Source organism: Salipiger sp. (genome assembly GCF_048261495.1).
Taxonomy (GTDB): Bacteria; Pseudomonadota; Alphaproteobacteria; order Rhodobacterales; family Rhodobacteraceae; genus Salipiger.
Genome location: NZ_JBLXFX010000004.1, coordinates 432912 through 440256, shown reverse-complemented (window position 1 = coordinate 440256; position 7345 = coordinate 432912). Strand labels below are relative to the sequence as shown.

Annotated in this window: 8 protein-coding genes; 1 reads left to right on the top strand and 7 read right to left on the bottom strand. The window is 65.6% G+C overall.

Annotated features, from left to right (window positions below):
* From ACN0RJ_RS11365 to ACN0RJ_RS11335, 7 genes are all read right to left on the bottom strand, one after another.
* Window positions 1–74: acetyl-coenzyme A synthetase N-terminal domain-containing protein (locus ACN0RJ_RS11365; protein WP_417724331.1), on the bottom strand; the 74-nt coding region annotated here is incomplete at its 3' end.
* Between the two features lie 164 nt (window positions 75–238).
* A complete protein-coding gene (locus ACN0RJ_RS11360) occupies window positions 239–994 on the bottom strand; it encodes an ABC transporter ATP-binding protein (RefSeq protein WP_417718830.1) in 756 nt (251 codons plus the stop codon).
* A 49-nt stretch (window positions 995–1043) separates the two neighbouring features.
* Window positions 1044–1208: a hypothetical protein gene (locus ACN0RJ_RS11355; RefSeq protein ID WP_417718831.1), complete on the bottom strand. Its 165-nt coding sequence runs from the start codon at window positions 1206–1208 to the stop codon at window positions 1044–1046.
* A 27-nt stretch (window positions 1209–1235) separates the two neighbouring features.
* Window positions 1236–1991 (bottom strand): ABC transporter ATP-binding protein, encoded by a 756-nt coding sequence (locus ACN0RJ_RS11350; RefSeq protein WP_417718832.1) that lies wholly within the window; start codon window positions 1989–1991, stop codon window positions 1236–1238.
* A 10-nt stretch (window positions 1992–2001) separates the two neighbouring features.
* Window positions 2002–3201 carry a branched-chain amino acid ABC transporter permease gene (locus ACN0RJ_RS11345; RefSeq protein WP_417724328.1) on the bottom strand — a complete coding sequence of 400 codons (1200 nt, stop codon included), beginning with the start codon at window positions 3199–3201 and terminating at the stop codon, window positions 2002–2004.
* Window positions 3202–3205: 4 nt separating this feature from the next.
* Window positions 3206–4237 (bottom strand): branched-chain amino acid ABC transporter permease, encoded by a 1032-nt coding sequence (locus ACN0RJ_RS11340; protein ID WP_417718834.1) that lies wholly within the window; start codon window positions 4235–4237, stop codon window positions 3206–3208.
* Window positions 4238–4345: 108 nt separating this feature from the next.
* Window positions 4346–5737 (bottom strand): ABC transporter substrate-binding protein, encoded by a 1392-nt coding sequence (locus ACN0RJ_RS11335; protein WP_417718835.1) that lies wholly within the window; start codon window positions 5735–5737, stop codon window positions 4346–4348.
* 225 nt (window positions 5738–5962) lie between these two features.
* On the opposite strand from ACN0RJ_RS11335, the gene ACN0RJ_RS11330 reads away from it, so the two are divergent.
* Window positions 5963–7273, top strand: a complete 1311-nt coding sequence (locus ACN0RJ_RS11330) for a short-chain fatty acyl-CoA regulator family protein (RefSeq protein ID WP_417724327.1) — start codon at window positions 5963–5965, stop codon at window positions 7271–7273.
* The last annotated feature ends 72 nt before the right edge of the window (window positions 7274–7345 follow it).

Here is a 7345-nt window from a genome sequence, read left to right as displayed (position 1 = left end):
GCCGAGATCCACTCCAGCCGCTCCGCCTGCTCCGCCCAGAACCCGTCCGGATCGCTCAGCGACCGCGCATACATCTCGTCATACCGCGCCGCATCGACATGCGCACCAGACGTGAACGACGGCGACGGCGGGTAGGATTTGTTCGTCATGGGATTGCTCCTCCTGTTTCGGGGGCAGGGAAACGCGCCCGGCCCCCGATGACAAGGCTGCTTTGGTCGCAGGAGGGGCCGGAGCGCGTTCAGATGGCAAGATATTCTGCCCGCAGGCTTTCATTTTCAAGCACTTCCGCGGCGGTTCCGTCGAAGACGATGGATCCGGTGTCCAGGATGATCGCCCGGTCGGCCAGTTGCAGCGCCCGCACGGCGTTCTGTTCGACGATGATCGTGGTCATGCCCTGCTCCTTCACGTGGCGCAGGGTCTTTTCGATCTCGTCGACGATCACAGGGGCAAGACCTTCGTAGGGTTCGTCCAGCAGCAACACCTTGATATCGCGCGCGAGCGCCCGGGCGATGGACAACATCTGCTGCTCGCCGCCGGAGAGGGTGACGCCCTCCTGCCTGCGGCGTTCTCCGAGTCGCGGGAAGAGTTCGTAGATCCGCTCGATCGACCAGCCCACCGGCGGCGCGATCTGGGCAAGCTGCAGGTTCTCCTCGACCGTGAGGCCGGGAATGATGCAGCGATCCTCGGGCACGAGGCCGAGGCCCGCGCCCGCCGCCTCGTAGGAGGTCATCTTGTGCAGCGGCTGGTGATCGAGCCAGATCTCGCCCTTCTGCACCTGCGGCGAGCCCATGCGCGCGATCGAGCGCAGCGTCGTCGTCTTGCCCGCCCCGTTGCGCCCGAGCAGGGCGAGGATCTCGCCCTCGTGGACGTTGAAATTGATGCCCTGAACGATGTAGCTCTCGCCGTAATAGGAATGCATGTCCCAGACGGAGAGGAAGGCCGGCGCGGTTTCGGCCATGTTGGCGTTCTTGGAAAAGTCCGGTCTGACGTTCATCTTTTCAGCTCCGTGATTTTGCACTTCGATGGCCGCCCGCGCGGGGCGGTCATATGGGGACGCAGTCGGCTTCGATCCTGTCGGCCCGGTTCCGGGTCCGGATGCGAATGGCGTCCTCTGCCGCTTCGCACTGTTGCCGGGTCTCGAAGACTTCCGTCACGACCTGGCCCAGCGAGTCGTCGGCGGTGTAGATGACGAAGATCAGAAGAAACATCCCGGCCCCCATTCCTGCCCTCCGCCGTCACGCGTGTTCGCCAAGGTAGGCTTCCTGCACCTTGGGATGGCCCTTGATGTTCTCGGGCACGTCCTCGACCAGCGGCGTGCCCTGCGCCAGCACGGTGATCCGGTCGGCGAGCGAGAACACCACGTGCATGTCGTGCTCGATGATCGCCATGGTGATGTCACGCGTGTCCCGGATCTGCTTCAGCAGGTCGATGGTGTTGTTGGTGTCGGCGCGCGCCATGCCGGCGGTCGGTTCGTCCAGCAGCAACAGGCGCGGCTCCTGCACGAGGCACATGGCCATCTCGAGCCTCCGCTTGTCGCCGCGCGACATGGAGGCGGCGTGCATGTTGCGCTTGTCCAGCATCCGGACCTCGGCCAGCATCGCCTCGGCCCGAGTGATCAGGTCGGACTCGGACTGCACGGATTTCACCGCATGCAGGCGGAAGATGCCGTCGCGCCGCGCAAAGAGCGGGATCAGCATGTTCTCCATCACCGTCAGATCGCCGAAGATCTCGGGCGTCTGGAATACGCGGGAAATGCCCATCTGGTTGATTTCGTAGGGTTTGCGCCCCAGCACCGACTGCCCGTCGAACATGACCGAGCCGGTGTCGGGGATCAGCTTGCCGACGAGGCAGTTCAGCAGGGTCGACTTGCCCGCGCCGTTCGGCCCGATGATCGCGTGGACGGTGTTTTCCCGGACCGAGAGGTTGACCTCGGACAGGGCCTTGAGACCGCCGAAGCGCTTGTTCACGTCCTTGACTTCGAGAATGCCCATGGTGCGCTCCTTATTCGGCCGGATCGGTGACGGCGGACTTGCTGTCGCGGGTCTTGCGACCGCGCAGGGCGCGACCGATGCGCTGGCCGCCCTCGACGAGGCCTCCCGGCAGGAAGATCACGATCAGCATGAACATCAGGCCCAGCGTCAGGTGCCAGCCCTTGCCCACGAAGGGATGGACGAGGGTGACGACCACATCCTCCAGCCCGTCGGGCAGCCAGGCGAACCAGCCGTGCAGCACCTGATCGTTGATCTTGGAGAAGATGTTCTCGAAATACTTGATGAAGCCCGCGCCCAGCACCGGGCCGATCAGCGTGCCCGCTCCGCCGAGAATGGTCATCAGCACCACTTCGCCCGAGGCGGTCCACTGCATCCGCTCGGCCCCGGCAAGCGGGTCCATGCAGGCCAGCAACCCGCCGGCGAGCCCCGCATACATGCCGGAAATCACGAAGGCGGCCAGCGTGTAGGGCTTGGCGTTGAGGCCGGTGTAGTAGAGCCGGTTCTGGTTCGACTTGATCGCCCGCAGCATCATCCCGAAGGGCGAGCGGAAGATGCGGATCGCCAGGTAGAAGGCGAGGATCATGATGATCGCGCAGACGTAGTAGCCGACGGAGAAGTTGAAGCTCCAGGCGCCCATGTCGAGCGTGGTGAAGCTGCGCATCTCGAAGCCGAAGAGGCTGGTGACCGGGATGCCGCCGTCCGGCGTCACCGAGACGCCCAGCACGCGCGGATCGTCGAGAGAGATCTGCAGCCCGGTCTCGCCGTTGGTGATCGGTGTCAGCACCGAATAGGCGAGGTTGTAGGACATCTGCGCGAAGGCCAGCGTGAGGATCGAGAAGTAGATCCCCGAGCGGCGCAGCGAGATGTAGCCGATCAGCACCGCGAACAGGCCGGACACGACGATCGCCAGCAGGATCGCGGGGATGACGTTCATGCTGAGCAGCTTGAACATCCACACCGCCGCATAGGAACCCACGCCGAGAAAGGCGGCATGGCCGAAGGACAGGTAGCCCGTCAGGCCGAACAGGATGTTGAAGCCGATGGCGAAGATCCCGAAGATCACGAACCTCTGCATGAGGTCGGGATATCCGGCGTTGAACTGCGCCAGCGTGCTGTCGGTGGGGAAGGGGTTCAGGATGAAGGGCGCGAACAGGGCCAGCGCCACGACGATCAGGAACAGGGTGAAGTCTTTCTTGCCGAGACCGAACATTGACTTAGTCCTCCATCACGCCCTTGCGGCCCATGAGGCCGCGCGGACGGGTCAGCAGAATGATGATGGCGACGAGATAGATGATGATCTGGTCGATACCGGGAAGGATCGCCTTGACCTGGTTCATCGAGGCAAAGCTTTCGAGCACTCCGAGAAGGAAGCCGGCGGCAACGGCACCCGGAAGGGAGCCCATGCCGCCGACGACAACCACCACGAAACTGAGAACCAGGAAATCCATACCCATGTGGTAGTTAGGCGAGTTGATCGGGGCGTACATCACGCCCGCAAGCCCGGCCACCGCGGCCGCGAGGCCGAACATGATGGTGAACTTCCGGTCGATATTGATGCCGAGCAGCCCCACGGTCTCGCGGTCCGCCATGCCCGCGCGCACCACCATGCCGAAGGTGGTGAACTGCAGGAAGGCGAAGACCGCGCCGATGATGAGTGCCGAGAAGGTGAAATAGACGAGGCGCCAGTAGGGGTAGATGATCACGTTGGGATCGAAGCCCAGCATGGTGCCGAAATCGAAGGAGCCGCGAAAGGCGTCGGGCGCCGGGGTGGGGATCGGGTTGGCGCCGAAGATCTGCTTGATGATCTCCTGCATGACGATGGCGAGGCCGAAGGTCACGAGGATCTGATCCGCGTGGGGGCGCTTGTAGAAATGCTTGATGAGACCGCGTTCCATGATGACGCCGAGCGCGATCATCACCGGGATCGAGAACAGGATGGCCAGCGGCACCGCCCAGTCGATGATGGCGCTGCCGGTGGCTTCGCCGAACCAGTCCATGACATAGGGCACGTCGACCTTGAGCGGGTTGCCGAGAAAGTCGGTGCGGCTCTCGTCGATCACCTGGTGGGAGGCTTGCAGCACCCGGCTCAGGGTGACGGCGCAGAACGAGCCGATCATGAACAGCGCGCCGTGGGCGAAGTTGACGACGCCGAGCGTGCCGAAGATCAGCGTGAGTCCCAGCGCGATCAGCGCATAGGCCGAGCCCTTGTCGAGCCCGTTCAGGATTTGCAGGATGATTGCGTCCATTGTCCCAGCCTTCGCGGTCGAAAGAACAGGAAGAGGTCCCGGCACGGGGCCGGGACGCGAGGGTCCCGGCCGCGGCTTGCGCGCGGCCGGGTCAGCGGTGGAGTCGGATCAGGCGCCCGGGTTGCAGCTGCCGAGCGAGCCACCCGCGAACATCGGGTGATCGGGCTCGTACCAGACCTGGGAGACCGGCGTGACTTCGACCACTTCGAGAAGGTCGAACTCGGAGGTCGGGTTTTCCTTCCCGCGCACGACGAGCACGTCCTTGAAGCACTGGTGGTCGGCCGAACGGTAGAGCGTCTGGCCGTTGCCCAGCCCGTCGAACAGGAAGCCCTTGTTGGAGGGCGAGGAGATGCCCGGCAACGAGCTGTCGCCGCCTTCCAGCGCCTCGACCACGGCGCAGGGATCGAAGGAGCCCGCGCGCTGGACCGCGTCCGCATAGAGCAGGGTCTGCACGTAGCAGGTGTGCGCGGCCTGGCTCGGCGGGAAGCCGTACTTGGTTCCGAAGGATTTCACGAAGGTCTTGGTGCCCTCGTCCTGCAGCGACCAGTGCCAGTTGGTCGACCCGAGGATGCCCTTGATCGCCTCACCGGCGCCGCGCGCCATCAGGCGCGAGAACAGCGGCACCACGATCTCGAACTGCTTGCCGTTCACCTGCTTTTCGCGCAGGCCGAACTGCACGGCGTTGGTCAGCGAGTTGACCATGTTTCCGCCGTAGTGGTTCAGGATCAGCACGTCGGCGCCCGAGTTCAGGACCGGCGCGATGTAGGACGAGAAATCGGTCTGTGCCAGCGGGGTGAGCACGTTCTCGACGGTCTCCCAGCCCAGTGCCTCGGTGGCGGCGGCGATGGATTCCTGCTGCGTCCAGCCCCAGGTGTAGTCGGCGGTCAGGTGGTAGGCCTTGCGGTCGGTGCCGTACTGCTTGGCCAGCACCGGCGCCATCGCGGCGGCGGACATGTAGGCGTCGAAGAAGTGACGGAAACCGTTGGCCTTCTTGTCCTTGCCGGTGGTGTCGTTGGAGTGGGTGAGACCCGCCATGAAGATCACGCCGGCCTCCTGGCAGAGGCCCTGCACCGCAACGGCCACGCCCGAGGACGACCCCCCGGTGATCATGATCGCGCCGTCCTTCTGGATCATCGACTGCGCGGAGGCGCGGGCGGCGTCGGATTTGGTCTGGGTGTCGCCGGTGACGTATTCCACCTTCTTGCCCATGATGCCCGTCCCGTCGAGAACCTTGGACGAGAAGGTGTTCAGCATGCCGCCGTCGCCGCCGCCGTTCAGATGCTCGACCGCCAGTTCGTAGGCGCGCAGCTCGTCGGCGCCCTCGTCGGCATAGGGACCGGTCTGCGGCACGTTGAAGCCCAGCGTCACCGAGCCGCCTGTCGGTTCGTTGGTGAACGCGCGGGCCGAGCCTGCGGTGAAGATCGTCGGCAGCGCCACACCCGCGCCGGCGATGGCGCCGGTCTTGAGCATGCCGCGTCGAGTCAGATTGCTCTTGGACATCTAGTTCCTCCCATGTTGCGATTTGCGCGCGGCGGGCCCCTCTTCCCGCCAGGCGCAGGCATGGTTTCCCATGCAAAGCCGATCTTTGCGGGTGAAAGAAAATCACGCAACAACTGCCGCCGGAGAAACAATTTTTTTGTCAAGGAATGCACAGTGTGACATGGTTAACTGTAAATTAATTGATATTGCGCCGCAGAAAGGCGTTGAAAGGACTGGAAAAGGCGGATGGCGCGCGACACGCTCACCGGCTCCCGCATCCGCGAACGGCGGATCATCCTGGGAATGAAGCAGGCCGATCTGGCCCGCGAGGCGGATATCTCTGCCTCCTATCTCAATCTCATCGAACACAACCGCCGCAGAATCGGCGGCAAGCTGCTGCTGCGGATCGCCGGTGTGCTCGCGGTCGAACCCTCGATCCTGACCGAGGGGGCGGAGGCCGCGCTCATCGCCTCCCTGCGCGAGGCGGCGGGGCGGGCGCGCGACAGCAGCGCCGAGCTCGACCGCGTCGACGAATTCGCCGGCCGCTTTCCCGGGTGGGCGCGCCTGCTGGCCGAGAACCGCGCCCGCATCGACACGCTGGAACGCACGGTCGAGACCCTGACGGACCGGCTGGCCCACGATCCCCACCTGGCGGATTCCCTGCACGAGATCCTGTCGACCGTGACCGCGATCCGCTCCGCCGCCTCGATCCTGGTCGAGCCGGGCGGGGTCGATCCCGACTGGCAGCGCCGGTTCCATCGCAACATCCACGAGGACAGCGCCCGGCTGGCCGACAGCAGCCGCAGCCTTGCCGCCTATCTCGAAGCCGAGGGGCAGGCCGCGGCGGGGCGCGGCACGCCGCAGGAAGAGGTCGACGCGGTTCTCGAGGCGCAGGCCTACCATATCGCGGCACTGGACGCGGGCGAGAGCGTCGCCGCCGTGCTGCCGGTTCTGGGCGGCGATCTCACCCCTATGGCGCGGGCGCTTCTGGCGCGGGTGCTCGGGCGCTATGCCGAGGATGCGGCGCGGATGCCGCTCGACGCGGTGCTCGGGGCGCTGGACCGGACCGGGGCCGATCCGCTGAAACTGTCGCGCGCCTTCGGCACCGATCCGGCCTGCGCCATGCGCCGCCTCGCGACGCTGCCGCCGGACGCGCCCTGCGGGGCGGTGGGGCTTGCCATCTGCGACGCCTCCGGTGCGCTGACCTTCCGCAAGCCGCTGCCGGATTTCCCGATCCCGCGCTTCGGGGCGGATTGTCCGCTCTGGCCGCTGTTCCCGGCCCTGAGCCGCCCGATGACGGTCCTGGTGCGGCTGCTGCGCTCGGCCGGGCGGCAGACCGGCACGGTGCGCGCCTTTGCCGTCGCCCATCCCGCGACCCTGCCGGAAGCCAACCGCGAACCGGTCTACGAGGCGCACATGATGATCGCGCCCGTCCGCCACGGGCCCGAGGACACGGTGGAGGAGGTCGGCGTCACCTGCCGCATCTGCCCGCGCGCCGGATGCCCGGCGCGGCGCGAACCGTCCCTGATGGGCGGCGCGGGTCAAGAGGAGTTTTGACACCCGCGAAAACATTGGCGATAACGAATGCGTCACGGGGGAGGAACACCGCGGTGGGGATCGAAGGGGGGT